19 protein-coding genes are annotated in these 26,958 nt (G+C 47.1%); 10 read left to right on the top strand and 9 right to left on the bottom strand.

All coding sequences use genetic code 11. The annotated features are described in order from the left end of the window. Nucleotides 1-2: 2 nt before the first annotated feature. A complete protein-coding gene (locus tag AAHF22_RS11890) occupies nucleotides 3-869 on the bottom strand; it encodes a YitT family protein (protein WP_347325221.1) in 867 nt (288 codons plus the stop codon). Nucleotides 870-1,377: 508 nt separating this feature from the next. Here AAHF22_RS11890 and AAHF22_RS11885 point away from each other — a divergent pair. Then, nucleotides 1,378-2,274: a diacylglycerol/lipid kinase family protein gene (locus AAHF22_RS11885; protein WP_347325220.1), complete on the top strand. Its 897-nt coding sequence runs from the start codon at nucleotides 1,378-1,380 to the stop codon at nucleotides 2,272-2,274. Nucleotides 2,275-2,958: 684 nt separating this feature from the next. Continuing rightward, nucleotides 2,959-3,918: a nucleoside hydrolase gene (locus AAHF22_RS11880; RefSeq protein ID WP_347325219.1), complete on the top strand. Its 960-nt coding sequence runs from the start codon at nucleotides 2,959-2,961 to the stop codon at nucleotides 3,916-3,918. A gap of 246 nt (nucleotides 3,919-4,164) precedes the next feature. Here AAHF22_RS11880 and AAHF22_RS11875 read toward each other — a convergent pair whose 3' ends face one another. The 4 genes from AAHF22_RS11875 to nirB all read right to left on the bottom strand — a co-directional run bounded on the left by AAHF22_RS11875 (nucleotide 4,165) and on the right by nirB (nucleotide 8,587). Further along, the gene (locus tag AAHF22_RS11875; RefSeq protein WP_347325218.1) at nucleotides 4,165-4,560 is read right to left on the bottom strand and encodes a hypothetical protein; all 396 of its coding nucleotides are present in this window, start codon (nucleotides 4,558-4,560) and stop codon (nucleotides 4,165-4,167) included. Between the two features lie 261 nt (nucleotides 4,561-4,821). Continuing rightward, nucleotides 4,822-5,613, bottom strand: a complete 792-nt coding sequence (gene cobA, locus AAHF22_RS11870) for a uroporphyrinogen-III C-methyltransferase (RefSeq protein ID WP_347325217.1) — start codon at nucleotides 5,611-5,613, stop codon at nucleotides 4,822-4,824. A gap of 169 nt (nucleotides 5,614-5,782) precedes the next feature. Next, nucleotides 5,783-6,115 carry a nitrite reductase small subunit NirD gene (nirD, locus tag AAHF22_RS11865; RefSeq protein ID WP_347325216.1) on the bottom strand — a complete coding sequence of 111 codons (333 nt, stop codon included), beginning with the start codon at nucleotides 6,113-6,115 and terminating at the stop codon, nucleotides 5,783-5,785. A gap of 18 nt (nucleotides 6,116-6,133) precedes the next feature. Then, nucleotides 6,134-8,587, bottom strand: a complete 2,454-nt coding sequence (nirB, locus tag AAHF22_RS11860) for a nitrite reductase large subunit NirB (protein WP_347325215.1) — start codon at nucleotides 8,585-8,587, stop codon at nucleotides 6,134-6,136. Nucleotides 8,588-9,244: 657 nt separating this feature from the next. On the opposite strand from nirB, the gene AAHF22_RS11855 reads away from it, so the two are divergent. Further along, complete coding sequence (locus AAHF22_RS11855) at nucleotides 9,245-9,850, top strand: ANTAR domain-containing response regulator (protein WP_347325214.1); 606 nt, start codon at nucleotides 9,245-9,247, stop codon at nucleotides 9,848-9,850. A gap of 18 nt (nucleotides 9,851-9,868) precedes the next feature. Next, nucleotides 9,869-10,933: an anthranilate phosphoribosyltransferase gene (locus tag AAHF22_RS11850; protein WP_347325213.1), complete on the top strand. Its 1,065-nt coding sequence runs from the start codon at nucleotides 9,869-9,871 to the stop codon at nucleotides 10,931-10,933. A gap of 404 nt (nucleotides 10,934-11,337) precedes the next feature. On the opposite strand, the gene AAHF22_RS11845 is transcribed toward AAHF22_RS11850, so the two are convergent. The 4 genes from AAHF22_RS11845 to bacA form a co-directional block, all read right to left on the bottom strand. Beyond that, complete coding sequence (locus AAHF22_RS11845; protein ID WP_347325212.1) at nucleotides 11,338-15,591, bottom strand: S-layer homology domain-containing protein; 4,254 nt, start codon at nucleotides 15,589-15,591, stop codon at nucleotides 11,338-11,340. 331 nt (nucleotides 15,592-15,922) lie between these two features. Further along, nucleotides 15,923-17,269 (bottom strand): hemolysin family protein, encoded by a 1,347-nt coding sequence (locus tag AAHF22_RS11840; RefSeq protein ID WP_347325211.1) that lies wholly within the window; start codon nucleotides 17,267-17,269, stop codon nucleotides 15,923-15,925. 138 nt (nucleotides 17,270-17,407) lie between these two features. Beyond that, nucleotides 17,408-17,770 carry a hypothetical protein gene (locus AAHF22_RS11835; protein ID WP_347325210.1) on the bottom strand — a complete coding sequence of 121 codons (363 nt, stop codon included), beginning with the start codon at nucleotides 17,768-17,770 and terminating at the stop codon, nucleotides 17,408-17,410. A gap of 518 nt (nucleotides 17,771-18,288) precedes the next feature. Continuing rightward, a complete protein-coding gene (gene bacA / locus AAHF22_RS11830) occupies nucleotides 18,289-19,125 on the bottom strand; it encodes an undecaprenyl-diphosphate phosphatase (protein ID WP_347325209.1) in 837 nt (278 codons plus the stop codon). A gap of 1,006 nt (nucleotides 19,126-20,131) precedes the next feature. Here bacA and AAHF22_RS11825 point away from each other — a divergent pair. From AAHF22_RS11825 to AAHF22_RS11800, 6 genes are all read left to right on the top strand, one after another. Next, on the top strand, nucleotides 20,132-20,899 hold the full coding sequence (locus AAHF22_RS11825) for an AIM24 family protein (protein WP_347325208.1): 768 nt from the start codon (nucleotides 20,132-20,134) through the stop codon (nucleotides 20,897-20,899). Between the two features lie 103 nt (nucleotides 20,900-21,002). Then, nucleotides 21,003-21,485 carry a Dps family protein gene (locus tag AAHF22_RS11820; protein WP_347325207.1) on the top strand — a complete coding sequence of 161 codons (483 nt, stop codon included), beginning with the start codon at nucleotides 21,003-21,005 and terminating at the stop codon, nucleotides 21,483-21,485. Between the two features lie 349 nt (nucleotides 21,486-21,834). Further along, the gene (locus AAHF22_RS11815; protein ID WP_347325206.1) at nucleotides 21,835-23,043 is read left to right on the top strand and encodes a nitric oxide synthase oxygenase; all 1,209 of its coding nucleotides are present in this window, start codon (nucleotides 21,835-21,837) and stop codon (nucleotides 23,041-23,043) included. 18 nt (nucleotides 23,044-23,061) lie between these two features. After that, complete coding sequence (locus AAHF22_RS11810; RefSeq protein ID WP_347325205.1) at nucleotides 23,062-24,438, top strand: TrkH family potassium uptake protein; 1,377 nt, start codon at nucleotides 23,062-23,064, stop codon at nucleotides 24,436-24,438. Between the two features lie 388 nt (nucleotides 24,439-24,826). Next, nucleotides 24,827-25,498: a response regulator transcription factor gene (locus AAHF22_RS11805; protein ID WP_347325204.1), complete on the top strand. Its 672-nt coding sequence runs from the start codon at nucleotides 24,827-24,829 to the stop codon at nucleotides 25,496-25,498. Continuing rightward, entirely contained in the window at nucleotides 25,495-26,847 is a 1,353-nt protein-coding gene (locus AAHF22_RS11800; protein ID WP_347325203.1) for a sensor histidine kinase, read from the top strand. The genes AAHF22_RS11805 and AAHF22_RS11800 overlap by 4 nt, the downstream gene beginning before the upstream one ends. Nucleotides 26,848-26,958 lie beyond the last annotated feature (111 nt).

Below are 26,958 nucleotides of genomic sequence, written 5' to 3'. Positions count from 1 at the left end.
GCTTAGTGAATATTTTTCTTCTCAAAATTGCCGCCGATCACTTCGCTCACATGCTCAACAGCAAGGAAAGCGGACGGGTCGATATCGTTGACGATCGTACGCAGCTTGGCTAGCTCCAAACGGCTGACGACGCAATAGATCATTTGCGTATCTTCACCGGAATAACCGCCTTTAGCGTACATGAACGTCGTACTGCGTCCGAGACGATCCATAATCGCCTGCGAAATTTCCTCGTATTCCTGCGAGATAATCGTTACCGATTTGGATTCTTCCAAACCTTCGACGACAATATCCATCACTTTCGCAGCGATATAATACGTGAAGATGGAAAACATCGCTGAATCCCAGCCGAATACGAATCCGGCAGCGGTAAAGATGAACACGTTGATGATCATAACGATCTGTCCAACAGGCATGTGGAACTTTTTGGCGAGCAAAATGGCAACAATTTCGGTGCCATCCAGCGAGCCGCCAAAGCGGATGACCAGACCGATCCCGAAGCCGAGAATAACGCCGCCAAACATACTGGCAAGCATTTTGTCATCGGTCAGTGCGGGTACATGGTGCAGGTAAGCGGTCATTGAAGACATGACGGCGATGCCGTATAACGTGGAAAAAGCAAATGTTTTCCCGATTTGTTTATAGCCGATGACCAGAAACGGTACGTTAATAACAAAGATGAAAATACCAAGCTGAATGTCGCTAAGCTCGGACAGGATGATCGAAATACCGGTAATACCACCATCGATCACGCTATTGGGGATTAGAAAGATTTCCAGGGCGACCGCCATCAAGACGGCGCCTGTCGTGATGAAGACAAACTTTGCGAGCAATTGACTAAGGCTCATTCTTCGGTGTGTTCTTGGCATGCACAATCCTCTTTTCCAGAATAGTTTGGGTAGGATTGTTGATTAATTCCATAAGCGCTGCGTTAAGCTCCGGCTCCCTGTTGCCGGATCGAACATGGATACGTCGTAATGGTAGTGCAGCCATGTGACAGAGGAACAAAGCGGGAGTACGGACCGGTATGACGGAGATCGTTATATTCAGCAAACGTACCGGGTTACCGGTGTAATAGGGTGTTTCATAGGCGAACATGCTGAACCGGTAAGCGGCTGTATCGAACTATTCAACAAACGTTTATCTTAAATTAATAATGATAATCTACCTATATAAATTATAGCATAAAAAAGACACGCAAACCCAAAAAACCTTAAAATTGTTTCGATTTTTTGCAAAAAAGCCAAATTTACCGAGCAATTAACATTATATCGCAATAAGGCAACCGAAATATACGCTAATATCGTAAAATCACAAAAAAATTGATTTTCATCAGAGGTACTTTGTTCATTTTACGTTATCTATGGAGGTCAGATCATGTACAAAAAAGGAATGTTAATCTATAACGGTAATGCCGGTTCGGTCGATACGGTACAGCTTGGCACCGTGCTGGGCATACTGTCGGTGGAACTACCCGAACTGATTGTGAGACGTACAAGCGAACCGGGTGAAGCGAAAAAACTTTGCCGTCAGTATGGTGAAGAAGTCGATGTGCTGTACATTTTAGGTGGAGATGGTACGGTACATGAATGTATTAATGGGCTGGCGGATCTGGAACGTCCGCCTGTCATTGGTGTGTTGCCAGGCGGCACATGCAATGATTTCTCGCGTGCGTTGGCGATGCCGCAGCAGCTAGCGCGAGCAGCTGAAGTGCTGAATGAACGGCAAACACGCACGCTGGACATCGGGACGGCGAACGGTCACTTTTTCACGAATTTTTATGGCATCGGTCTCATCTCGGAAACGTCGCAAAATATTAATGCGGATATTAAGGGCGCATTTGGTAAAATCGGTTATTTTCTAAGCACATTGCAAACGGTACGAACAGCGCAGCCGTTCTCGTTTGAGCTGGAGCATGATGAAGGGACATTGTCTGGTGAAGCGGTGATGATCTATGCGGCAAATGGACGCTTTCTGGGCACGAATCCGCTCCCATTTCCAGATGAAGCGTTACAGGATGGCTTGCTCGATGTGCTCGTGATCCGTGAAGCTGGCTTGCCGCTGCTGCGTGAGTTGTTAAGTCGCAAATCGCCGGACAATTGGAAGCCGGAAAATAGCAATATCGAATACATTCGTACATCGCGTCTGGAGCTTCGTACCGATAAGCCGATGCCAGCGGATACAGATGGTGAGATTTATTTGCAAACACCTGCGCAGCTAGCGGTGTTGCCGGGTAAATTGACCTTTTTGATCGGGGATCAGGCAGTGGAGTAATCGGCGTGTATACGTGGATAGATGAGGGTGACGAATGAAATAGTTGATTTCTATAGGTGAGCCTGACGGATGAAGTAGCTAATTTTCTATAGGTGCGTCTGATGAATGAAGTAGCTGATTTTCTATAGGTGCGTCTGACGGATGGAGCAGTTGATTTTCCATAGGTGAGCCTGACGGATGAAGCAATTGATTTTCTATAAATAAGCCGGCTGAATAAAATCGCTGCTTTGCCGTGGATGAGTTGGATTTTGAGTGACGAATGATCCGTAGATAAAATGATTTTTAGAAAAGCAGAGTTTTGGCGGATAGGTTTGGAGAAATAGGATAGTCTGTGAAACAGATTGATTTTTAAGGAATAGGATGGTTTGCGGGCGAACTTCATTTTGCAGGGATAGCCATCTTTAATATGAAGCATACTCACCTATAGATGATAGTTTACGATGAAGAATATAAGGATGAAGAATATAATCGTTAACTACACTCCTGAAAAAGGATATCATCTGCTGCGCAATTTCGTTTTCCAGTAAATGACTGTGGAACATCGCTCTGCCTTCCCTCATAATAGAAGATGGAAATGCACAGGCTGTGCTGAGCGATGCCGCGGTGGTGTCTATTTTGGTAGATAATCCGTATCAATCAGAGTCACAGTTAGATAAAGCATATATATTGGGGGAATCGAGCAATATGTCACAGATGAAATCCGTATATTTTAACCATGATGCCGGTGTCGATGATCTGGTATCGCTGTTTATGCTATTGCAAATGGACAATGTGGAACTGACCGGTGTATCGGTTATTCCGGCAGACGGTTATCTGGAGCCAGGTGCCGATGCAAGCCGTAAAATTATTGATCGTTTCGGACATGGCAACAACGTTCCAGAAACAGCGAAATCGAACTCACGCGGTAAAAATCCATTCCCACCAGCATGGCGTATGCATACGTTCTACGTGGACGCATTGCCGATTCTGAATGAGTCCGGCACGATGGAAGCACCGCTGTCTGACCTGCCTGCGCATCGTCATATGATTCGTCAGCTACTGGCGACAGAAGGGAAGACGACGCTGCTATTCACCGGTCCATTAACTGACCTCGCTCGTGCACTGGACGAAGCGCCAGAGATCGAAGACAAGATTGAAAAGCTCGTTTGGATGGGTGGCGGCTTTGAACGTGGTAATGTCGACGAGCCAGAGCATGACGGTACAGCAGAATGGAACGTTTTCTGGGACCCGGAAGCGGCATATCGTGTATGGCAAAGCGGCATCGAGATCGACCTGGTGGCTCTTGAAAGCACAATTAAAGTACCGCTCGATCTGAAAATCCGTAAGCGCTGGGCAACCGAGCGTCGCTATGAAGGCGTAGATTTCCTCGGCAACTGTTACGCTTGTTGTCCGCCGCTTGTGCATATGGAAAACAACTCCACGTATTATTTCTGGGATGTACTGACAACCCTGTCGATCGGTAAGCCAGAGCTGGTGAGCAAAAAGACGATGAACTGTGTGGTCATTCCAGACGGCAAGTCTCAAGGCAGAACGGTAGAACAGGCCGATGGCCGTCCGGTCAATCTGGTGTATGATACGAATCCGGAAGCATTTGCGGATTATATGATTGAACTGGCGAAAAAGGCGGCACCGGCGCGGTATTAATGGACGCTAGCTAGTGAACAATACGATAAAGGCATCTTCAACAATCAGCAACTCTGTTTTAATTTGAAAATAGGGTAGCGCTGGACGTTGGAGATGCCTTTTGGTGTTGCCCAGCTGAGCAAGGGCAAGTGAGGTGTGATTAATTGAAAATTGTGGAAGATCCCCATCCTCGGACTCCCTATTCCACATTTCTGTTATATATTTGACTCATTTGCTGACCATCGCATCGTTCATCTGATCCGATGATCATTCGATCACTGTAGATTGATGCCATTGTTGCTGAAATTGATGTCCAAAAGTGATCAGTTGCTCTTTTCCGGCTTGGATCGTCATGGATATATCCGCATCGATAAACTGTATAGTATAGTGATCGTGCTCTTCATTATGGCTCCATTTCATTTCCAGATGCTTTTCAAAGTGGGAAAAGTAGCCGTCATATTGGCGTAGTGGGAAGTATTGCAGCATATGAATAAATGCGTGCACGGTTCGATTCGTCCAACCGAATCGTTGTTTGTAAACTACTTTTCCTTGCTCTACATAGGTAAAACAAAGCTGGCTGCCTTCAAGTTCGTCTACTCGGTGATCTATAGGAATGTATTCGATATATGTATGCTGTTGTATGGTGTCTTGTAAAATAGCCATGCGTTCAACTCCTTACACAGAATGTATCGTTGTTATATAATTATTGCAAGGTTAACAGTCTTGCTTCAAAGAAACGGACAAATCTAACAATAAGCCATCGGTTCATTTAAAACAGCGTCTCCTACAATACCAATTGCATGTATAAACTAAAAGGTAGACCTCCCTATGAAGGTCTACCTTTTAGTTATCCATCTATGGTTACTTTCATTAATGATCGCTACTGCTATTTCAACGATCCTTTATTTAACGTCTACACATGTCTTACCCAATCCGCTCCTGTAATCCCATCTGCATCTCTGCCTGCCGCCTCATCGCCATCAACTGCTCACGTACACGCACCACTTCACCAACAATAATCAATGCAGGATTACGCAGCTCTGCCTGTACAGCAATGGCAGCAATATCCGTTAATGTCCCGGTCAGCACACGCTGGGCTGTCGTCGTCCCATTTTCAATCAATGCGACAGGGGTACAAGCAGCGCGTCCGTGCTGCACTAATGCGCTGCAAATGGAATCAAGCTGGCTGACGCCCATATAAATCGCCAGTGTATCGACACTACCGGCGAGCAAATCCCAGCGAATCGGGTTCGTATTGTCCGCCGACTGGCTGGCGGTGACGCAGGCGAAGGAGGTGGCGATGCCGCGATGGGTCAGTGGAATATCCGCACCTGCTGCTGCGCCAATCGAAGCGGTCACACCGGGCACAATCTCATAGCGGATACCGTGCTGTTCCAGAAACAGAGCTTCCTCACCGCCGCGTCCGAATACGAGTGGATCGCCGCCTTTTAAACGGACGACATGCAAGCCGAGCGTTGCCTGCTGAAGCAGTGTGCGGTGGATGGCCTGCTGGCTCATATGATGCAAGCCTGGCGCTTTGCCGCAATAGATCCGGCGTGCCTCTGGACGTGCTTCCAATAGCAATTCCTCGCTCACTAGACGGTCATATACGATCACATCGGCCTGCTGGATACATTTGAGTGCTTTGACGGTGATCAGCTCTGGATCACCGGGCCCTGCTCCAACGATACTGACCATTCCCTGTACCTGGCTCATCTGCATGTCCTCCTTTGGTTGCTGTATGGATATAGGTATTTGCGATGTTGCTTTTCGCTTATCCGATTGTCCTGACTGAATTACATCGTTTGAACGGTATGTTTGGAACGTAAAGGATTGAATTCAATGAAATAGGATGAAATGGATCGGGTTATGCCCATTTCCGAACTCAGGCAAGCTGCTGCGTAGCAGGCAGCAGCACATACACACTACCGTTATGTTCGTCCACTTCTACCGCAAATGTGGTCACACACCCATCGTCCGGGTCCTGTACTTTACCGCTGCGCAGATCGATCTTCCAATCATGCAGTGGACAATGAATAGTAGAGCCGCATACCATCCCTTCTGACAGCTTGCCGCCCTTGTGAGGACAGCGATTTTCCACCGCCTGAATCGATCCGTCACTCAGTCGGAACAGGGCGATTTCCAGCTCGCCTAAAGTAAAACGGCGTGCACCTTTCACATCTATATCGGCAATATGGGCAACGTGATATCGGTTCATATCGTATTCCTCCTTCGTTTATTGTACGGATGGCGATGTGCCAGCCAGTGCTGCCGAATCGTTCAGATCGGTAAAGTTTTTGCGCAGCTCGTCGTTCTGGATAATATTTTGCCACGGATCGCTTGTATAGCTAAGTGTCTCCTGCAAACGTGCCATCAGCGCCGCACGCGTCTCGCCATCTGCGAGCACTTCTTGCACATGCTCTAAACCAACACGCTCAATCCATGCTGCTGTACGTTCATTCCAGCGTGCTTGCTCACGATAGTATTGCAGGAAGGCGGATGTCCATTCCATTACTTCATCATCGGTTTTGACCGTGCACAGCAATTCGCCTGCACGAATCTTCACGCCACCGTTACCGCCCACATATAGTTCCCATGCGCCATCCAACGCGACGATTCCAACATCTTTGATGCCTGATTCTGCGCAGTTACGCGGACAGCCAGATACCGCTAGCTTTACTTTGGCTGGAGCATCCATCCGTTCAAACGCTTTTTCCAGCTGAATGCCCATACCCATCGCATCCTTTGTACCGAAACGACAGAAGGTGTCACCGACACATGTTTTGACGGTACGCAGTGTTTTGCCATAAGCATGACCGGACGGCATGTCCAGTTCCTCCCAAATATGCGGCAGGTCTTCTTTGCGGACACCGAGCAGATCGAGTCGTTGTCCGCCGGTAAATTTGACGAGTGGTACATTGTATTTTTCAGCCACATCGGCGATTTTTTTCAGATCAGTTGGAGAGGTGACACCGCCGTAAATACGCGGTACAACCGAATACGTGCCATCCTTCTGGATATTGGCATGATAGCGCTCGTTCGTGAAACGTGATTCCTTCTCATCCTCATATTCACCCGGCCACAGCATACCGAGATAGTAGTTCAATGCCGGGCGGCATTTGGAACAGCCTTCCGGCTCGGACCAGCCGAGTACGTTCATCGTTTCTTTGACTGTTTTAAGCCCCATCCGCTTGATCTCGGATACGATCTCATCGCGATCCAATGACGTACAACCGCAAATGCCTTCTTTAACCGCCACGCCTGCATGATCGCCTGCGTACAATTGTAAAAGTCCTTCGACGACAGGTGCGCAACCGCCGCAGGAAGCAGATGCCTTCGTACAGGCTTTGAGTGACTTCATCGTATTGCAACCTTTGCCGATAACAGCTTCACCAATCGCACCTTTGCTTACGCCGTTACAGCCGCAGATGATTTCATCGTCTGCCATTGCTTCCAGACGTTGTAAAGGAGAGACGGTAGCGCCGCCAGCAGGCTGTCCGGTGAGCAGTTCTTTTTCACGCCCCTGTACCGATTCACCGCTCTTAATGAGGGAAAAGAGGGGAGCGCCATCGCTTGTGTCACCGAATAGTACGGCACCGATGAGGCGACCATCACGAATGACCAGTTTTTTGTAAATGCCATCGATATCGTCCTGCATGCGCAGTGCGCGTGTGTCTTCACTATCTTGAAATACGCCAGCCGAGAACACATCCACACCGGATACTTTCAGCTTGGTCGAAGTGACAGAGCCTTCATAAGGTGGTGTATCAATGCCTGCAAGGCGCTTAGCAAGTACGTTGCCTTGCTCATACAACGGTGCGACCAATCCGTAGCCGATACCGCGGTGCTCTGCACATTCACCAACCGCGGAGATGCCAGGTACGTTCGTGCGCATATAATCGTCTACGACGATGCCGCGATTGACCCGTAAGCCAGACGCAGCGGCCAGTTCTACATTGGGGCGAATACCGACAGCCATGACAACCAGATCCGCATCAATCGCTGTCCCGTCGGTAAAGCGTACACCCGTAACGCGGCGTTTACCTGTAAGTTCCACGGTACGTTTGCCTAGTAGAAAATGCATGCCTTGCTGTTCCAGCTCCTGCTGTAACATCAGTCCTGCCGGACGATCAAGCTGCCGATCCATCAGATGCTCATTGATGTGAATGACAGTCACGTCCATACCGAGGTTGAGTAAGCCACGCGCCGCTTCCAGTCCAAGCAAACCTCCACCGATCACGGCAGCCCGTTTGTACTGCTTGGCGGTTTCCATCATCGTTTCGCAATCTTTAATGTCGCGGAAACCGATCACACCGTCTTTATCTGCACCGGCTACAGGCAGAATAAAGGCGCTGGAGCCGGTCGCCAGAATTAGCTCATCATAGGCAACCTGCTTGCCGGAGGCAGAGCGCACGAGCTGCTGCTGGGTGTCGATGGCAGTCACCGTATCGCCTGTATACAATTCGATCCCATGCTCACGATACCAGTCCAGATCGTTAATGATGATATCGTTTATTCCAGCGCCACCTGCAAGTACGGTCGATAATAAAATCCGGTTGTAGTTCGGATGCGGCTCCGCACCGAAGATCGTAATGTCATACTTCTGTGGTGCCAACTTGAGCAAATGCTCCAGCATCCACACACCCGCCATCCCGTTACCTACCAGCACCAGCTTTTTTCTATTCTCCATCTGTATCTCTCCCTCCACGTAATAAGCATGCTATCCATGATGATGATTGCGCTATTGTGCGATACGGCAATCATTCGGTATGATCAATAAAAAAAGCCTGTCCCGCGCTAGTCGCAGACAGGCGTGCACATACGTACACAGGTCGCGAACAAGCTTGGGACAGGCTTCATTGCCGTCCAGTATGGATACATCATTGTATCCTTGTCGTTGCTTGAATATAGGCTTAACTATAAAAGAAGTTGATTTTCATGTCAATATAAATAACATAAAAATTTTATTTGAAATTGCAGGTTAATTATGTTTACATGAAAAATATCAGGACATTATCGTCTGCAAACAGCGTTATAACTAGCTATTCCTTTATATTAATGAAGCGATTACAATGTATTGTTCGTATATTAATGCTTAAATCGTCTACAAAATAGTATCTATCGTACCGGATTTTGTGTTAGATTATATATCATTAATAGCTGTTTATTTATTAAAGCAAGCTTACAATGATCTGAACATGATCCGAAGTAATCAAATAACAGTCGAATCACGTTCAAACAACGCTCTAACGTTAACTTGCTCAAATAATGTACCAGAATAGAAGATAGCAATTAGCAATTGCACTACAGGATAGGGATAGAGCCGACAGGAGGGAGCATCTGCATAATGCGTTCGTTACTCATTATCCGAATGGAAAAGAACATCTACGATCCGGATCAGATTGCGTCAGGCATGGTATACCCTGAGCTGCTGCTGGGCAACAACGGTTATCAGGTGCTGGTCGCCGATGGAGATGACAGTTCCACTGCTGTTTTAAAAATGTTAGGTGAAGCCGATGCAGCTATTTTGGATCTACCGATTGAAGATATTCCCGATTGGGAGAAGCTGTTGTCCCAATCCAGACCGATTCCGATGTTATGGTGGTGCAGTCTGGATACCGCATCCGAATCGGTGCAAGCATGTGAGACCGAGATCGCGATCGACGGCATTTTGACCCCATCGATGCGTGATCGTGAGCTGCACTGGGCACTCCATTTTGCTGCACGTCAATGTATGGAACGGCAACAATGGATGAACGAACGCAAGCAGTTGCAATCCAGGTTGGAAGAACGTAAATGGATCGATATGGCAAAGGGTATTTTAGCGGATATGAAACAAATTTCCGAAGCGGAAGCTTATGATCTATTACGCAAAAAAGCGATGAATGAACGTAAACGGATGGTTGATGTAGCGACCGCCATCGTCAAAGCACATCAATTGCTGCAATCGTAGAGCAGGGAGGAACCAGACATGAACATGACCGAGATACTGAAGGAAGTCGGGCGCGGCAAACGCGGCTCACGAGACCTGACCTATGAAGAGTCACTTCATGTGGCGAGCATGATCATGAATCGCGAGGCGACCGATGTGCAGATCGGTGCTTTTTTTATGGCAGAACGTATGAAAATGGAAAATGTAGACGAGATGCAGGCTTTTGTAGATGTATGCCGACAGATGGCGTGGCGAGCTTCGTTTAAAAAAGGCGGTATTGACTGTGCTGGCCCGTATGATGGAAGGCTCAAATCATTTATTGCTGGCTTTGCGACATCGTTTGTGCTGGCAGCGGCAGGGGTTCCGGTCACATTGCATGGCAGCGAGCCATTACCGCCCAAATGGGGCGTTACCCTGCCTGTACTGCTACGTCAGATGGGTGTGGATACCGCCTCTCTAACGCGCGAGCAGGCGCTGCATGCTGGCCATGAGACAGGACTGCTGTTTGTTGCAGCAGAGCAATGGTGTCCGCCGCTGGGCGAACTACGTGAGCTGCGTGAGCAGATCGGTGTACGTACCGTGCTGAACACGGCAGAGAAGATGATGAATTATAGTCATTCCCCGTATCTCGTTTACGGGGTGTTCCACAATACCTTTTTCGAGCGGATGTCGCGTCTAGTGTTACGGCTTGATTATGAACGCGCCTTTATTGTGCAAGGACCGGAAGGGTCGGAGGATCTGTTTATCGATCGACCGACACGCACATACGCGGTGGAGCATGGTGAAGCACGGCTGGAAATTATCGATCCGGAAGCGTATTTTCTCGATATGTCGGTACCGGAGATGGAGTGGACAGCCAGTACGCAGATTCGTGTGACCGAGCAAGTGCTGGCAGGCGAAGCGGATAAAGCCTTTTTTAATCAGGTGCTGCTGAACAGTGCGTATCGTCTCTATCTGGCAGGGCGCTCAGGTTCTATTGAAGAGGGTGTGTATGATGCCAAAGCATTGCTGGATAGCGGTAAGGCGTATCGTCTATATGTAAAATGGGGCAGTCTGATGCGTGGCGAACAGCCGAATGTGTTGCCGACTGGAAGTGTGCGTTAAATAAGCACATGAAGTAGTTGGCTGGAAGTATAGGGTGAATAAGCAGATGACGTTGACGATGAACAGATAGGAACGATGGCTGCGCGAGCCAGTGCAGTTGTAAAGTTTCGATTGTCATCTCGTTGGCGTGTACTTGATATACAAAAAGGCTTCCTTCAGTTATTGCTGAAGGAAGCCTTTTGCATGGTATCTATTCGACTTCGACGATGGATAGCATTGATGTCCGAGTTATCTTTATCAGGACTGGACGCCGTTTAAAGGCAGTCATCATCGTAGCGCATCGAATATCGAACATTGAACATGTACTACTTCATTTCACTACCGCATCGAATAGCGAACATGTACTACCTCATTTCACTACTTCATCGATCCATTACTTAGCCTAGCCAATATGGAATGCTGAATTAAGGCTGACTGGATTCGGTCGTCTGACGTACCGATGCTTCCATAATATTGGCATAGTTTGGATAGCTAGTCGGAACGTCTGGCCATACCGGTGCTACCATTTGTGCAGCAGGCTGGCGGTTAAACAATAGATTGAATGCTGTGATCGCATCGGAACGAGTGATCGGATCGTTTGGATGGAACAGTCCATCCGCAGAACCGCTAAGCATCTGGTGATTAACCGCTTTGGCAATTGCATCGGAAGCCCAGTGCTTCTTCACATCTTTGAAGGTGATCGTTGCATTTTCGTCCATATTCCACTGACTGATATTCGCCAGTACCTGTGCAAATTCTGCACGGGTGACTGCACGTGCAGGCTGGAATTTGTTGCCTGGATAGCCTTTTAGCCAGCCTTGCTCGGTGGACGTATGGATCGATTTGTTGGCCCATTTCGTAGAAGCGATATCTTTGAATGCAATATCAGCCTGCGAAGGAGCATTTTGTGCCAGTACACGCGTTAGAATAGCAGCCAGCTCGGCACGGCTCAAGCCGCGTTCTGGATAGAACTTGCCATCTGGATAACCGCGCATATACGGCTCGCGTACAACAGAGGCCACATTCGGCTTCAAATTGAAGTCATAGTTCACAATTTCAGAGCCGACGTGAATAATGCCGTTTTTCACATAGCTATCTGCGCCATGCTGTTCGGAGCGAGTATCCTGACGGCTATCATATGGAGCGTAACCATCACGTTGAGCGAGGATATAATAATCCCCGTTACCGAATACCATCCAGCCATATTCACCATTCGCTGTCGACCATTGTGGAACATGGTTCTGGTTTGGCATGAACTTAGGTAATTCTGGCAGATCAACTAGTGTGTTCGGTGTTCTGCCTTTCGAGCGGTTCAACTCGGTATCCGCCCAATAAATCTGAAGCTTGATTCCGCTAATCGGTTGACCGGTGACTTCGTCTTTAATCGTTCCATATGGATCGACCAGATCATACGTCATCGTTGCGCCACCCTGATTGTCGACTTTGAGCTTCGCGCTTGTTCCAGCTAGCATTTGCCCGTTCGGAGCAGCGATCTGTACGATCATGCTGTACGAACCCGCAGGCAATGTCGCCGGTACAGTAAAGCTGCCGTCTGTGTTCAATGCCACATTCGCATCGACCACTTTACCACTGGCATCGACTAGCTGTCCGCTAGCTTTCAGATCCGGTCCGATCACTTGCATCAGCGTCGTTTTCGTTTCTGTTTTGCCTGTTACAGGATCAATGATCGTTGGTGTAACCTTAGTCGGTGTAACGACTGGTGTAGAGCTAGAGCCGCCACCGCCGCCGCCGCTTGACGCTTTAGGTAGCGTTTGGAACGAAATCGTATTTCCATAAACAACGCCCTGCGCATTGACGATATAGGCACGTGCATAATAGGTTGTACTCGCGCTCAGGTTAGTGACTGGAGCGTTAAAGTTACCTGTACCGTTGCCTAAATCTGCAACGACTTTGGTATCCTGTCCTACTACAGGCTGATTCGTTGTAGCGTACACAAAGCCGCGTTCACTAATTGGTGAGCCGCCGTCTGCCACCGCTACACCTTCCAGTGTTGCACCGCTTGTACTTATGTTGCTCGCTTGTGTCGTGCTAGCAGCAGCTACATTCAGTGTCGTAAAGGAAATTGTATTTCCATAAAATGTACCTTGCGAAGTTACGATATAAGAGCGCGCATAATAAGTCTGGTTCGCACTCAGATTCGTAATAGGAGCGCTGAAATTGCCTGTCCCCGTACTCGGTGTAGCGACGACCTTCGTATCCTGCGTGATCACAGGTTGATTATTCGTAGCGTACACAAAACCGCGTTCGGTGATTGGCGTGCCACCATCTTCGGTAGCTGTGCCATCCAGTGTCGCGCCACTTGTACTTACAGCGCTAGCCTGGGTTGTGTTCGCAACAGGTGTTTTGAGCAGCAGGAACGTATTGTTTTGTAGCAGTTTGTTCTTCTCTGTTTCGGTAATCGTTCCGTTCGTGGACAAACCCTGGAAGACAACGGTTTGCACACCGGACGAGATCGTAGCTGGAAGAGCATAGGTTGTGTTTTTCCATTCTTTGAAGCCATCCTGTGCATACGTGGTTGGATTCGCAAGCGTCAATTCCACTTGCTTTCCATCAACGAGTGCTACGACGCGGTCAGTCTGAATCGAGCTGATCGCATCCAGTGGAAGCACGTCGCCTGGCGATTTGGTCAATGGACCTTGTGTTGGCATGATTCCAAGCGATCCATCCAGATCGACGCTTGCTGACACGACGAATGTAGTGGATTTGGTGTTTTTGCCATCGCTTACGGTGAGTGTGATCGTGCTGCTGCCAGTCGCAGCCAGCGTTGGTGTCACTTTCACCGTGCGTGATGCACCTGAGCCACCGAGCACGATTCCACTGATCGGTACAAACTGCGTATCGCTGGAAGTTACGGTTACAGTCAACGCGTTTGCATCGGTTTCAAAATCCGAAACGGTAAATGGCAGCACTTTGGTGCTTTGATTTACGAACAAATGTTGATCCGCAACGGCAGAGATGGTCGGATCTTGATTGACTGGAATGACATTCAAATACACCGTTTTGAATGCAGTCATTGGTCCGCCTTCACCGGTATTGCCCTGGTCATTGACGGTGAAATTCAGCTTATCGATACCGTTAAAATTATGATTTGGCACATATTGTAGCGGTAGCAATGCTTGATTAATTTGCGCCATACTTCCGCTCAGTGTAATGCTCGCCTGATTGTTGCCGCCCTGCACGACGGTTACGCCCGATGTGCTCGTATCCACATTTACGACACCGTTGTACGTATCCAGTGTAACGGTCATCGTAGCATTTGGCGTTTCATTAAAGTCGACATCGGTTACTTTCGTACCGTTCAAATCGGTGCTGCTGTTCGTATTTTGTAGCATCGTTGAGGTTGGCGGTACGGACAGATCATCGACCCACTGTGCTCCGATAATATCGGCGGAGTTCGAATGTCCACTCGTATCACTGAGTACGGTGCCTTTACCTTCAATCGCTGGTAAATACGTGAACAGATTCGCTTCCTTGCCGGAAAGCAAGTTTTTGTAACCATCATTAATCTGTTGCGCGGTACGGGCGACATTCCACATCCGAATATCACGCAATTGTCCCTGGAAATACGCATCTTGAGCCCAGTTACTGCGACCAACGAAGTTTTTCGTGCGGGTAATCTGTTCTGTAACTCCGATATTGCCAGATGCCTGAAGAACACCGTCCCAGTAAATAGAGGCATTGCCCTGAGCATCAATTACAGTCGCTACATGCACCCAGGTGTTGGTAGGGAATACATTGCTCGTAGTGAGGGAAAGACCGGATGAACCACGATAGCTCATCAAAATCATTTTCCCGCTATTATTCTCATAACCGAGGAAGATGTTTGAGCTAGCCTCACCGTTACCAAAATCAAAAATACGGTTCCATGTTGAGCTAGGATTACTGCTTTTTACCCATGTCTCAAACGTGAAATTTGACGGCAAATCTACAGCAGGCATATTAATATACTTGGTGGAGCCATCAAATGTCAGTGTCTTCGGTGTGATCGGGAAGATGACATTAGGTGGGGTGTTCACCGGTGTAACGACAATAGAAGCTGTTTGTGTCTGTGCACTGTAGTTAGTATCTGCTCCATTCGTAGATACGTCCAGTATCGTCCGTGTGGATTGGTTCGCACCTGGATCATTCGCCATATCCCATGCACGATAGGTGATCGTTGCCGTTCCATTCCAGTTTACCGCTGGACGGAAACGAATCTTTTCACCCGGTCTGATCATAGTCGCGTTGGTATTACTTGCTTCATTACCGCCCGGACTAATATTCCACCATGTGCCATTCGCGCTGTATTGCATTTCCCATGTGCCTGATCCGGTTGTGCCAATGACAGCAATCGCAGCCTGACCACCGCTCCGATTCACAGTAATGCTATTACCGACTAGAGTGGAAACAGCTGTACCATTATCGCCTAGCGTCGAGCCTTCTTTGATCGTTGGGAATACAGGTGCAAAGCTTCGATCAATTTCTGGTGATAGGTAAGTTTGACTCGTTACTGTAACTGTATTGTTGTTAGAATTCGATGTACTAGGTGCGCTAGAGCTAGGAGGCGTACTGTTAGTTGAGCTATCTGCAAATACAGTTGTAATGCTAGTACTGCTCATGGTTAATGCCAGACAAACAAGTAAGCTAGCATTGCGCAGAAGAAGTTTTGATAATTTCATTCTAAACCTCACTCTTATTCGTAATGTGGTATCACCATGAGCCTATGCAATTGTAAAAGAACCGCAATCACCCTCTCTTCCCCCGATATTTTGGTGATCCAATGTATATATCGGTCTTTTTCCCTAATTTTTAAGGTGCTTAGTTACTTTTCTGCGGAAATAATTAAAATTTTGCATAAATACACAAAGTAAAATGGCTTAACCAAGTACCAATCGCCTAATTTGTGTATATAATGAAACATAAATATGCAATAGCTAAGTTCTTAGATAACAAACCGCCCGTATCCTGATGGGGATACGGGCGGTTCAATTAAGTAACTTACAATGGGGTTTAATCTTCTGTATGCTCGCCATCTGCTGTTTGTTCATTATCTACAGAATGACGGGTGATCTCCAGTTTACGATAACGACGTACACCACGGCGGAGTACGCGGATCGTTAGATTTTCAAACTCATACACAGCGCCCACTGGAAGATCCGGGCGTTGACCGTACAACCAGCCACCGATCGTGTCGAGTTCTTCATCATCCAGCTCGATATTCAAAATATCGTTCACACGATTGATGAATACTTTACCGTCTACGATCAGGCGATTTTCTTCCACACGCTGAATCTCATCTTCTTCATCGGCATCGAATTCGTCACGAATCTCACCGACGATTTCTTCCAGAATGTCTTCAATCGTAACTAGACCGGATGTACCGCCATATTCATCGACCAGAATCGCGATATGTGTGCCTTCACGCTGCATCCGTTTGAGCAGATCTTTGACCGGAATCGTCTCCGATACCGACATGACCGGATGAATGAGTGAAGCGACATTCAGATCTTTCTTTTCTTCGGCGGCAAGGAAAAATTGCTTCGTATTGACCATACCGACGATATTATCTTTGCTACCTTCGGCTACCGGGAAACGTGTATATTGCTCACGGCGAATAATTTCGCGATTTTCCTCTGGCGTTTTGTCGGTAAACAGACAGACCATATCAGTACGCGGTACCATCAGTTCTTTGGCAATCATTTCGTCAAAAGCGAAGATGCGGCTAACATAGCCATATTCACTCTGATTGATTTTGCCGCTCTCATAGCTCTCATTCAATAGAATGTGCAGCTCTTCCTCACTATGCGCCTCATCGCCCTCACTTGCCGGACGCAGACCGATCAGCTTCAGCAGCAGATTGGCAGAGCCATTCAAGATCCAGATGAACGGGTACATCACACGGTTGAATAAAATGATCGGACGAGCCGTATATAGCGCGACCATTTCTGCTTTACGCAGTGCGATCGTTTTCGGTGTCAATTCACCAACAACGACGTGGAAATACGTTACCAGAATCAAAGCGATTGCGTACGACAGCACATGAGACAGCGCTGCCGGAACGTTCATATCATGGAACAACGGCTCCAGTGCGGCTTCAACCGTTGGTTCCCCAAGCATACCGAGACCGAGTGCGGTAATCGTAATCCCCAGCTGACATGTTGACAGGTAACCGTCCAAATTAGAGATAACCTGTTTGGCATAACGAGCATTTTTGTTGCCTTCAGCGATCAATTGATCGATGCGGCTACTCCGTACCTTTACAATTGCAAACTCAACGACTACGAAAAAGGCAGTCATAACAATCAAAATAATAAAAAGCGTTAAATTTAGTCCTATATTAATACCACTGTCCGTCAAAAAAATTCTCTCCCTCCGCGTACAGGCAAAGCATCAAGTGTTCTTACTATACAGCAAGGAAATGATACTGGTGTACGCACCGATTCATGAATGGATAAAGCACCGCTAGCGGCGGCAAAGCGTTCTAACAGATGATCGCTATCGTATGTGGATCATCTGTGGAACATCCATATAATTCGACCGGTACTTCAGCGCTGCTAGTAGCAAACGCTTAAGCAGGAGAGGTATGCAGGAAAGCAGATGAGTGCGATCTAATGCGGATAACAGAACGAGGCTAAATATAACGCTAAGCGAAATACCGCCGCTCGGTTCCGGTGTATCGCCACCATCATGCACAAAGCGTGCATGTCCTGATGAGGATGCGCCCGGAGTGATTCCGTTCGTTACAGCAAAATCATAATCTGTTTCATCTACCGACTGAAACGGCACATAAAACATAAAAATGATCAGACCGAAGGCAAACGCACTCATCTGCCGCCTTCGTGAAGGTAAATTGTCCAATGAGCATCTCCCATTTAAATGACGGTATATCCGTCCTTTGATAGTCCTGTCTGCCGATCCATTAGATGTGGACGTAGACAAGCCGTACAGCGATCATCCATCTGCCGTATGCTAGAGCGCAGACATACGGATGAACCGGCAATGTGCAAACACCGCAGGTGTTCATTTCTGCCGGAAAAGACGCATCGGTCAACGCCGAATGCGCAGCTAATCGTGTATACGTATTGTAACGCAGCAAGTTTCAAAAGCACATCAATTTTTTTATATTCATGTTTGCATATGAATGATTATGCGGTTGGTTAGTGGAAGGTAAACACGATTGTATCCGTATGTGACAATGATACTTTTTCTGTATTTGAGCGGTTTATGCTGCTTGCAACATATAAAAAAGCCTGCCCGAAGGGCAGACTTTGCATTGGATACAGTGCGCTGGATATGCAGGATAAAGCTCCATTAATACCTGAGCTTTCCTAACATAAGCGAACCCTTTACGAAAGGATTGCGAATGTACAAAGGGATTACGAAGCAAGCACGATGAAGAAGATAATCGCCAGTACGAAGCGATATACCGCAAACACAGTTAACGACAGACGTTTCAGTAAGCTTAGGAACGTTTTGATCGCGACCATCGCGACGATAAAGGCGGCGATAAAGCCGGCTGCAAAAAAGCCAAAGTCGTCCATGCTCAAGTATTGTGCACTTTTGTACAGATCAAGTCCGGTTGCACCAAACATGACCGGTACCGACACGAGGAACGTAAATTCAGCGGCTGCGGTATGTGATACACCAAGCAGAATACCACCGGAGATCGTGGAACCTGAGCGTGAGAAGCCCGGCCACAGAGCGAGACATTGGAACAGACCGATACCAAATGCTTGCTTGTACGTAATATCGTCAACCGACATTTCGCCTGCGCTCCGGCCTTTGCGCCATTCCGCATAGATCATCAGCAAGCCGCCGACCACGAGACTGTACACAACCGTTTGTGGGCCGAACAGATACTTTTTGATGACATCGTGCAGCAGCAGACCGACAACGACTGCCGGCAGCATCGCAAGCGCAATATGTAAAATATTCAGGCGGCGGGGTGCGGATATACCGTTACCTTGCTTGACCCTTCCCCGAAATACGTCTGGAATCGTCATCAGAATATCGATAAACTTGCGCCAGTAGAGTACCACGACCGCGAGTACGGCACCGAGCTGGACGACAATCTCGAAGGTTTTGACCTGTTCGGAGTTCTCGTTAAGTCCGAGCAGATAAGCAGTCAGGATCATATGCCCTGTACTGGATACCGGCAGGAACTCGGTAAGCCCCTCAATAATACCCATAATAATGGCTGAAATAATATCCACGAATGGACCTCCTTTGGATGTGTATCTGCACACAGGCAGACACGATTAGACTGAATGAACAATGATGAAATAAGTGACAGAGTATACATGTTGTTTCGTCCAAGATGAACTCGCTTCTATATAGTATGAGAAAAGATAGATACTAGTCAATTTACGCTTTTGGCAAGGATTGCTGGCGCTTTTAGGGCTAATGGTCACGTTCTGAATCGAAAGCGCTAGACAAAAAGGAGCGCCTTTTTAAAGTAACCGCTTTCAATAAAAGAAACATGATTCCGATACAAATGAAACGGTCGAACGCTGTCGATGTGATTAGGGCTAAAAATGTATATTTCCTGATCAGAAAGTTTTGGTTAAGATAAGGATAGCTGCTGTGTCGATTCAATCGGCATAGCAGCTCTAAGATTCAATACAGTCAGTGCTCTAGTGTTAGTGATTTTCTAACACGAGGTGAAATGAAAAGCGATTTTTGCGCAGCAAAATATCTTACTGCTCTAGTGTTAGCGATCTTCTAACACGAGGTGAAATGAAAAGCGATTTTTGCGCAGCAAAATATCTTACTGCTCTAGTGTTAGCGATCTTCTAACACGAGGTGAAATGAAAAGCGATTTTTGCGCAGCAAAATATCTTACTGCTCTAGTGTTAGCGATTTTCTAACACGAGGTGCAATGAAAAGTGATTTTTGCGCAGCAAAATATCTTACTGCTCTAGTGTTAGCGATCTTCTAACACGAGGTGAAATGAAAAGCGATTTTTGCGCAGCAAAATATCTTACTGCTCTAGTGTTAGCGATTTTCTAACACGAGGTGCAATGAAAAGTGATTTTTGCGCAGCAAAATATCTTACTGCTCTAGTGTTAGCGATCTTCTAACACGAGGTGAAATGAAAAGCGATTTTTGCGCAGCAAAATATCTTACTGCTTCCAGTGTTAGTGATTTTCTACCACGCTGTGAAAAGAGAAGTGATTTTAAGACAACAACACATTTTACTATAACAAGGGAGGCTTTCAAATGGGGTTTAGAATCAACAATCTAACAGACAACAGCAATACGGTTATTCGCGAGAAACTGGGTGGCTTTACCGTACTGGAATACATAAAGGATTTGAGCTGTACATCGGTCATGGACGCTACCGCTCAATATTATATGTCACAAAGCAATATGCGGCGCAAGCAGCTTATGATCGAGCTAAACAACAGCGAGATTATGATGAAAGCAGGCGCGATGCAATATACGATCGGACGGATGGAAATGACGACCGGGATTAACGGGATTGGCGGACTGGTGAGCGGTATGTTCAAATCAGCAGCGAGTGGTACGGGCACCGTCAAGCCACATTATCGTGGTACAGGCACCATTATGCTGGAGCCGACGTATAACTATATCTGGCTAATCGATGTGGACAATGATGAAGTAGTGATCGAAGATGGACTGTTTCTCGCCTGTGATACATCACTCCAGATCGGCGTAACTGCACGCAGTAATTTCTCCTCCGCAGCACTCGGTGGCGAAGGACTATTCAATATGACGGCAAAAGGCAAAGGCATACTCGCACTGGAAGCACCTGTACCGGCAGAGGAAACGGTCGTGGTCGAGCTGGAAAATGATGAGCTAAAAGTGGACGGTAACTTTGCGATGATGTGGTCGAACACGCTCAAGTTTACCGTGGAGAAATCCGGTAAAACCAAAATCGGCTCTGCTGCGTCTGGCGAAGGTCTGGTCAATGTGTATCGCGGCACAGGCACCGTATGGCTGTCTCCGCTAGCAGCGTATAACTAAACTTTTTTTGAAAATAGACTGGTCAAATTCAATTCCATCTGCTATTATTAAATCAGGAATTAGAATAAGTCTAAATTTAAAATAAAGAAAAGAGGAACCTATCATGACAACAGTAAATAACCAAACCCATACATCTGAGACTACACAACTGGAAGCCCTCTATAACGCACTGAACGTACAAATCGCAAACTGGTCTGTTCTTTACACTAAACTGCACAACTTCCACTGGTATGTAAAAGGCGAGAACTTCTACACCCTGCACGCTAAATTCGAAGAGCTGTACGATGCAGCAACATTGCATATGGACGATGTAGCAGAGCGTCTGCTAGCAATCGGCGGCCGTCCGGTCGCAACATTGAAAGAACAACTGGAAATTGCAACGCTGCTGGAAGCGACAGGTAGCGAGTCTGCAAACCAAATGGTTAGTGCAGTGATCGAAGACTATGCAACACTGTCCGGCGAAATGAGCGAAGCGATCGGTCTGGCTGAGCAGCTGAGCGACCACCCAACCGCTGACCTGCTGACAGGTATTCGTGCTGATATTGAAAAAGCAGCTTGGATGCTGAACGCGTATCTGGGACGTTAATTCATAAGCTCGGTTATAATCATTCAACACCCGTTAAGTCCTGTATGAAGGCTTAACGGGTGTTTTTTGCGTATGTACATATAGTAGCTAGTAACTGATTGCACATATTGATGATGTAGATCGTACAAACTAGCGCAGCCTGTTCATGCGTATAGATGTATTTATCAAAATTAACATTCGTTTTTCACAAGATTGTCGAATGTATACTTGTTATTTGATATATATGTTGTTTTACAGTTAATAGAGAACAACTTACTAATTGATAGCTTTAATTGGGCGTATGATGATATGACTTGTGCAGGTCTGGATCTACAGGATACAGGTCTGAATATAAAATGAGGTGGAACGTATGGCGGTCTCTTATCCGCTTTTACAGCAAGCAGAATTATTTATCCAACAATGTTATACAGAACTTGGCAAAGACGCTACACAGATCGAGCAGCGTTTAGCCGACATTAACGAAGCGATCCAAACAACGGGCACCTACACCCACACCGCGGAAGAACTAGCACACGGCGCAAAAATGGCGTGGCGTAACAGCAATCGCTGTATCGGACGTTTATTCTGGGATAAGCTGGACGTGCGTGATGCGCGTCATGTGCATGGAACAGATAACATAGCAGAGGAATTAGTAGAGCATATTCGCTATGCGACCAACGGTGGCAAAATTCGTCCTACAATTACAATCTTCCGTCCGCGTGATCCACAGGGCAATGAAGTACGCATTTGGAATCATCAGCTGATCCGGTATGCTGGATATGAGACAGATAACGGCATCGTGGGTGATCCGGCTTCGCTTGATTTTACAAAGTTATGTCAACAGCTTGGTTGGACGGGAAAACAGGGGGATTTTGATGTGTTGCCGCTGGTCATTAGCGAATACGGTGGCAAGCCACAGCTGTACGATATTCCCGCAGAGGATGTGCTGGAAGTACCGATGGAGCATGCGGATTATTCGGCATTTACAGAGCTGGAATTGAAGTGGTATGCTGTTCCCATTGTGTCAGAAATGCGGCTTAATATCGGCGGGATTCAATATACAGCTGCACCGTTTAATGGCTGGTATATGGGTACCGAAATCGGCGCACGCAACTTTGCGGATGAGGATCGGTATAATCTACTGCCAGATATGGCACGCATCATGGGGCTGGATACGTCCAGCAAAGCCACATTATGGCAGGATCGAGCGCTGGTCGAGCTGAATGCGGCTGTGTTATACTCCTACAAAAAAGCAGGTGTCAGCATCGTTGACCACCATACCGCTGCCACGCAGTTCCGTAAATTTGAGGAACGCGAAGAAGCGGCAGGGCGTGAAGTGACTGGCAACTGGACATGGCTGATTCCGCCATTGTCTCCGGCAACAACGCATATTTTCCATCGTCCGTATCCGAACCGGATCGTCACACCGAACTTCTTCTATCAGGAGCGGTTGTACGAGCGGAGTACAGTGGATGTAGATATAGATACGAATAGGAATACAACGATGAATGTAACAGTGAATGTAAACAAGAACGATCAAAGTACACAAACGGGCGGAGGTCGATGTCCGTTTCATTGAGAGGATGAAATGTAAAACATGCTAGGCTTTGGTAGAAACGCAGCCGTGCGCCGGATGAACCGGCAAATGCAGAGCTTTGTCCATCCGACAAGGCTCATTCCAATGGGCTTTGCCATTCTGATTGCAATCGGCACGGTGCTGCTTATGCTTCCAATCTCAGGGGCACATGGACATTCGGTGGGCTGGTTAAACGCGCTGTTCATGGCAACATCGGCGGTGTGCGTGACCGGGCTGGCGGTCATTGATACAGGGACTGCTTTTTCGGTGTTTGGGCAGGTTGTGATTATGATATTGATTCAGATCGGCGGACTGGGGTTTATGACATTCGGTATCCTGTTTGCCGTCTTGCTCGGTAAGCAGATTGGCTTGAAGCAGCGTCTGCTCATTCAGCAGGCGACCAATGCGGTATCCACGCAAGGTCTGGTCAAGCTGTCCCTGAATATTTTCTCGATTGCCTTTGTGTTGGAGTCGGTCGCGATGGTTACGCTGGCACTGCACTGGACACCAGAGCTGGGTTGGAAAAGGGCCTGGTATTACGGCGCATTTTATGCGATTTCTTCGTTTAATAATGCCGGCTTTGCGTTGAAGCCAGATAGTCTGTCCCAGCATGTAGGCGATCCGATTGTGAATACGGTCGTTATTACGCTGTTTGTGATCGGCGGACTTGGTTTTATCGTTGTGACCGATATTTTGCGTAAACGGCGCTGGGATAAATTTTCGCTTAATACGAAGCTTGTACTGATCTCGTCGCTCATTGCGACATTGTTCGGCTTTGGATTTGTGATGATTGCGGAATGGAACAATCCGGCAACATTGGGACCGCTCAGTCTGGGTGATAAAATATGGGCGGCGCTATTTCAGGGCGTCATGCCGCGCTCGGCAGGTTACAATACGGTCGATATTGGCGGACTGATGGCAGCGACGCAGTTTGTATTTATTATGCTGATGTTTATCGGAGCGGCGAGCGGCTCGACCGGCGGCGGGATCAAAATTAATACGTTTGCGATTTTGCTGCTCTGTCTGTACAGCGTTGTACGCGGACGTTCTGAGATTCATGCGTTTCGCCGTAAAATTAGCTTTGATACGGCTTTTCGCGCGCTGGCGATCATTATGATTTCACTCGGTATTGTGGTGGTATTAACGATCATGCTCACGATTACCGAACATGGCTCCAGTGCGACATTTCTGGCGGTCTTTTATGAAGCGGTATCGGCGTTTGGTACGGTTGGCTCCTCGATGGGGCTGACGCCGCATCTATCGCCAGAAGGGAAGCTGGTTGTCGTTATTACGATGTATATCGGGCGTCTTGGTCCGCTTGCTTTAGCATTTGCACTGGCACGCAACAATAAACCGACCAAGTACAGCTATCCAGAGGAAAAGGTACTGATCGGTTGAGGATACGATATAGCAATTAGGTAGTATCGGTTCGTATGATGCGGATCGAGCATGTATACATGCAACGATAAATTCAAGAGTGCTTATACCGGAAGGATTTTGCATTATTTGCAATAACATCCTTTCTGGTATAAGCTTTTTTTAATTAAGGTGTGTGTACAAACTGTGTAAGCCGCAGTGGTGTTGATCCTAGCAACAGTTTGCGTACAAACATTAACGTGGTAGTTGTGGCTTACGACCGATAACGGGGTTAACCCTAACAACAGTTTGCGTACAAACCCCGTTGGCAATCCAAGCACGGCAATTGTTGCCATGTTAACCGCAACAACAGTTTGCATACAAGCCCTAGTTCGGTATCCTGTGTCATATCACAGAAAGGAGAACGAATATGAGCCATATTTTATACATAGAAGATGATCTTGAAATTGGTAGCTTTGTAAGTGAGATGTTGAAGCAACGGGGGCATCGAGCGGTCTGGCTAACTTCCTCTTATGAATATGAAAAGCATGTGGATGACGCCGACATGGTCATCCTCGATATTATGATGCCGGGATTGGATGGATTTACTGTCGGGCAGCGGTTAAAGAAACTCAATCCGCAATTGCCGATTCTTTTACTGACCGCGCGTACTGCCATTGAGGATAAGCTAAAAGGACTGGAATTTGCCGATGATTATATGACCAAGCCGTTTCATCCTGAAGAAATGGTCGCCCGCGTTGAAGTGCTATTGCGCCGTTTTGACAAAAATGAGGCGGATGGTTTGGAATTGAAGCATCTGCTTATCTATCGGCAGGAGAAACGGATCGTCAACAAAGAAACCGAGGAAGAAATCTTTCTGACGGATAAGCAGTTCAAAATCTTCGATCTGTTGCTACGACATCCGAATCAGATTTTGACCAAAGAGCAGATCTACGAAAACGTATGGGAGCAACCTTATATCGAAGGCGATAAAACGTTAATGGTGCATATTCGTTATTTGCGACAGCGGATCGAGCACAATCCGAATGAGCCTGAGATTGTGGAGACGATTCGTGGAATCGGCTATCGGATCAAACAATGAAGATGAAGCTATCGACCAAGTATTTGCTGCATATTATTTTGTCGGTGCTCTTTTTCCCGATCGCCTTTCTGCTTGTGAATTTTGTATATTATATGACGTTAACGTATGTGCTCAATCAGCAGGATCATATTTATTATGAAGCGGATAAATTAAAAAGTAGCTGGCAAGAAGATATCGCCAGCTGGAGAAACTTATCGAATGAGGAAATCATTACTCATTTTCGGGAAACCCAGGATTATCGCTATTCTGAGATTGCCTGGATTAGTGATGGCGGAGATATTTTATATGCGTCTTCCGATAAACTGAAGCTTCCACAGGCACCGCTTAATGTGAGTGAGATGATACGCTGGAATGAGCAGGCGAATCAGAATCATCTGGTGCTGACAGCGTATGTACAGGGCAGTGAGGCGAGCGGTTATGCGTATTTGGAAACGCCGCGTTCGATTATCGGTTCGCAGTGGGAAATTGCGCGTGATCGTTATGCTCACTTCTGGTTCCTCGGTATCTTTTTTGTATGTGCATTGTTTGTATTCAGCTCCTGGTTGTTTTTTGCCCGCATTCAGAAGAGATTGGTGACGCTGCAAAAGCATATGCAAAAAACAGACGAAGATGGCATTCCACGCAATTTGGATGTGAAGTATGAGGATGAGTTAGGTCAGGTCGAGCATTCGTTTAACAAAATGGTGAATGAGCTAAGGGAGAGTAAGCAGAAGGAATCGGAAGAGACCGAGCTGCGGCGCAAATTGATTGCGGATTTGTCGCATGATTTGCGCACACCGTTAACGGTTATTCGCGGTCATACGTTCACGCTGAGCGAGCAGCCCCTAACAGACAAAGCCAAACAGTCGGTACATGTGATCAACGATAAAGTCGCTTATGTTGGTGAATTGATCGATAATCTGTCCTCCTTTTCACTGTTGGCGGCAGGCAAGCTACCGCTTCGGATGCAAGCAACCGATGTGATCAAAGTGCTGCGTTCCTCGCTAAGCGCATGGTATCCAGTATTTGAACAGGATCAGTTTACAGTCGACATCGAACTGGCGCATCCTGTGATGTGGGAAGTGGATGAACTATGGCTGCGCCGTGTGCTGGACAACATTTTCCAAAATGTACGGCGGCATGCTGCGCAGGGAAGGTATGTTTTTGTTGGGACGATCATGACGGATTCTGGCGTGGCGATCCAGATTCGTGACCGTGGGCCAGGCATTCATTCGCAATCGACGCGTAAAGGTGCCGGGATTGGCATGTCGATTATCGATATGATGTGTACACAGATGAATCTTATCTGCATGATCGACAGTGATGATGAAGGAACGACAGTGTATATTCAACAGAAATCCGTTCAATAGAAGTTCATTCCATAAAAATTCCAATCAATAAAGATCTGTACAGGCGGAGACGGCTCACATCGAGTAGTCTCCGTTTTTTGCGTGCTGATGTGTGATGTATTCATAGTGGTT

It is taken from the genome of Paenibacillus wenxiniae, from assembly GCF_039822605.1.
Lineage (GTDB): Bacteria > Bacillota > Bacilli > Paenibacillales > Paenibacillaceae > Saccharibacillus > Saccharibacillus wenxiniae.
Note: the sequence above shows the minus strand (reverse complement) of the source record. Positions and strands in the feature narration are given on the sequence as shown.

What these genes read in the sequence shown, in the direction of transcription:
- AAHF22_RS11800 (WP_347325203.1), top strand. Translation starts at nt 25,495, where the DNA reads ATGAAGATGAAGCTATCGACCAAGTATTTGCTGCATATTATTTTGTCG.
- AAHF22_RS11850 (WP_347325213.1), top strand. Translation starts at nt 9,869, where the DNA reads ATGAACATGACCGAGATACTGAAGGAAGTCGGGCGCGGCAAACGCGGC.
- AAHF22_RS11815 (WP_347325206.1), top strand. Translation starts at nt 21,835, where the DNA reads ATGGCGGTCTCTTATCCGCTTTTACAGCAAGCAGAATTATTTATCCAA.
- AAHF22_RS11890 (WP_347325221.1), bottom strand. Translation starts at nt 869, where the DNA reads ATGCCAAGAACACACCGAAGAATGAGCCTTAGTCAATTGCTCGCAAAG.
- AAHF22_RS11810 (WP_347325205.1), top strand. Translation starts at nt 23,062, where the DNA reads ATGCTAGGCTTTGGTAGAAACGCAGCCGTGCGCCGGATGAACCGGCAA.
- cobA (WP_347325217.1), bottom strand. Translation starts at nt 5,613, where the DNA reads ATGAGCCAGGTACAGGGAATGGTCAGTATCGTTGGAGCAGGGCCCGGT.
- AAHF22_RS11820 (WP_347325207.1), top strand. Translation starts at nt 21,003, where the DNA reads ATGACAACAGTAAATAACCAAACCCATACATCTGAGACTACACAACTG.
- AAHF22_RS11875 (WP_347325218.1), bottom strand. Translation starts at nt 4,560, where the DNA reads ATGGCTATTTTACAAGACACCATACAACAGCATACATATATCGAATAC.
- AAHF22_RS11855 (WP_347325214.1), top strand. Translation starts at nt 9,245, where the DNA reads ATGCGTTCGTTACTCATTATCCGAATGGAAAAGAACATCTACGATCCG.
- nirD (WP_347325216.1), bottom strand. Translation starts at nt 6,115, where the DNA reads ATGAACCGATATCACGTTGCCCATATTGCCGATATAGATGTGAAAGGT.
- AAHF22_RS11805 (WP_347325204.1), top strand. Translation starts at nt 24,827, where the DNA reads ATGAGCCATATTTTATACATAGAAGATGATCTTGAAATTGGTAGCTTT.
- AAHF22_RS11825 (WP_347325208.1), top strand. Translation starts at nt 20,132, where the DNA reads ATGGGGTTTAGAATCAACAATCTAACAGACAACAGCAATACGGTTATT.
- AAHF22_RS11880 (WP_347325219.1), top strand. Translation starts at nt 2,959, where the DNA reads ATGTCACAGATGAAATCCGTATATTTTAACCATGATGCCGGTGTCGAT.
- AAHF22_RS11845 (WP_347325212.1), bottom strand. Translation starts at nt 15,591, where the DNA reads ATGAAATTATCAAAACTTCTTCTGCGCAATGCTAGCTTACTTGTTTGT.
- nirB (WP_347325215.1), bottom strand. Translation starts at nt 8,587, where the DNA reads ATGGAGAATAGAAAAAAGCTGGTGCTGGTAGGTAACGGGATGGCGGGT.
- AAHF22_RS11885 (WP_347325220.1), top strand. Translation starts at nt 1,378, where the DNA reads ATGTACAAAAAAGGAATGTTAATCTATAACGGTAATGCCGGTTCGGTC.